Here is a 1,857-nt window from a genome sequence, read left to right on the forward strand (position 1 = left end):
CGGCGCCTACGGGCCGCGCCCGCGGGAGACGCCGCTGGTGCCGGTGGGCGAGGACCACCCCGTGACGGGCGTCGGCACGTCGCAGTACGGCCGGCACAAGGCGTGGGTGGAGCAGTCGCTGCCCGGCCTGGTGCGCACCGGCATCCCGCCGCTGGCGGTGCTGCGGCCCGGCCTGGTGTTCCAGGGCGGGGCCGGGGAGGAGGTGGTGCGCTACTTCCTGGGCGACCTGGTGCCCCGCGTCCTGCTGCGGCGGCGGGCCGTGCCGGTGCTGCCCGTGCCGGGCGACCTCGTGCTGCAGGGGGTGCACGCCGACGACCTCGCCGAGGCGCTGCGGCTGGTGCTGCACGCGCGGGCCACGGGGGCGTTCAACGTCGCGGCCGACCCGGTGCTGGGGCCGCGGCAGCTCGCGCAGGTGCTCGGCGCCAAGCACGTGCCGGTCCCGGCGGCGGCGCTGCGGGCGCTGGCGTCGGCCACGTGGCACGCGCACCTGCAGCCGTCGGAACCGGGCTGGGTGGACCTGGCGATGCTGTCGCCGGTGATGAGCACCGAGCGGATCCGCCGCGAGCTGGGCTGGAACCCGGCCCGCACGTCGACGGAGGCGATGGCCGAGCTGCTCGACGGGGTGCGCCGCACCGCCAAGGACCGCCCGCCGCTGCTCTGACCCGCGCGCCGCCCCTCCCCCGCGCGGCCGCCCCTCCCCGCGCCTCCCCGCCGCGCCCATCTCCGGGTTTCGGCGCCGGCGAGGCCCACCCGCCGCGCCCATCTCCGGGTTTCGGCGCCGCACCGGGCGATCAGCGGCGCGGAAACCCGGAGATGGGCGGGAGGGGAGGCGCAGCGGGAGGGGAGGCGCAGCGGGGGGCGCGGGGGACGTCCCGTCAGGAACCGCCGGTGGCGGGATCGGCCTCCTCGGCCTCCTCGGCGAAGCCCGTGTCGTTGCCGTAGCCGTCGACCGCGGGCTCCTCCGCGGCCTCGGCCGAACCCGGCTGGTGCTCGTGGCCCTCGTGCGGCTGGGTGCTCATCGGGCTGCTCCTCGGCTGCTCGTCCGGCGCGCCCTGCGCGCACCGGCTCGATCCTCGGCCAGCGCGGCCCGTCCCGCATCCGGGCGTTCAGCCGGGTGCGGGCACGCTCCAGCGCAGCAGCGCAGGCCGGCCGTGCTCGTGGCCCAGCTCCGCCCAGCTGCCCGCGGCCAGCACGAACAGCGCGCCCGCGGCGGGGTCCAGCCCCAGCCAGCAGGCGGTGAGGACGCGCAGCGCGTGCCCGTGCCCCACGAGGGCGACGTCGTCGCCGCTCTCCCGCTCCGCGGCGACCGCCCGCTCCAGCACGGCCCGGCTGCGTGCGGCGAGCGCCTCCAGCGTCTCCCCGGGGGTGTCACCGGGCAGGACGCCGTCCGTCCACACCGACCAGGACCGGCCGAGCTCGGCGGAGATGGCGGCGGTGGTGCGGCCCTCGTAGGCGCCGTAGTCCCACTCGGCGAGGTCCTCGTCGACGCGCACCTCGGGGCGGCGCCCGGCCCGCTCGGCGGTGAGCCCGGCCAGGGCGGCGGTGCGGCGGGCGCGCCGGCGGGGGCTGGTGAGGACGAGCGCGGCGGCGCGGGCGGCGAGCACGGGGGCCAGGGCGCGCGCCTGCCCCTCACCGCGCGCGGTGAGGGGCAGGTCGGTGGTCCCGGTGTGCTGGCCGCTGCGGCTCCACTCGGTCTCGCCGTGGCGCAGCAGGATGATCGACACGACGCGGATGCTAGGCGCCGCCGGGCCGGGGACCGACGGCGGGTGGGGTCGGCAGGCGGTGGGATCAGGAGCGGGTGCGCGAACCGCTGGAGTCGCGCACGTCCACGCTGCCCGGGCCGGCATCGCGCACGTC

3 protein-coding genes are annotated in these 1,857 nt (G+C 79.1%); 1 reads left to right on the forward strand and 2 read right to left on the reverse strand.

Translation table 11 applies throughout. The annotated features are described in order from the left end of the window. Positions 1 to 661, forward strand: a 661-nt coding sequence (locus ABEB16_RS15125) for a Rossmann-fold NAD(P)-binding domain-containing protein (protein WP_486335989.1), incomplete at its 5' end; no start/stop codon positions are given. A 214-nt stretch (positions 662 to 875) separates the two neighbouring features. On the opposite strand, the gene ABEB16_RS15130 is transcribed toward ABEB16_RS15125, so the two are convergent. Together ABEB16_RS15130 and ABEB16_RS15135 are read right to left on the reverse strand one after the other, a co-directional pair. Further along, positions 876 to 1,019, reverse strand: a complete 144-nt coding sequence (locus ABEB16_RS15130; RefSeq protein WP_345713061.1) for a hypothetical protein — start codon at positions 1,017 to 1,019, stop codon at positions 876 to 878. Between the two features lie 87 nt (positions 1,020 to 1,106). Continuing rightward, positions 1,107 to 1,724 (reverse strand): histidine phosphatase family protein, encoded by a 618-nt coding sequence (locus tag ABEB16_RS15135; RefSeq protein WP_345713062.1) that lies wholly within the window; start codon positions 1,722 to 1,724, stop codon positions 1,107 to 1,109. Positions 1,725 to 1,857 lie beyond the last annotated feature (133 nt).

The sequence above is a fragment of the Kineococcus glutinatus genome, assembly GCF_039542765.1.
Lineage (GTDB): Bacteria > Actinomycetota > Actinomycetes > Actinomycetales > Kineococcaceae > Kineococcus_A > Kineococcus_A glutinatus.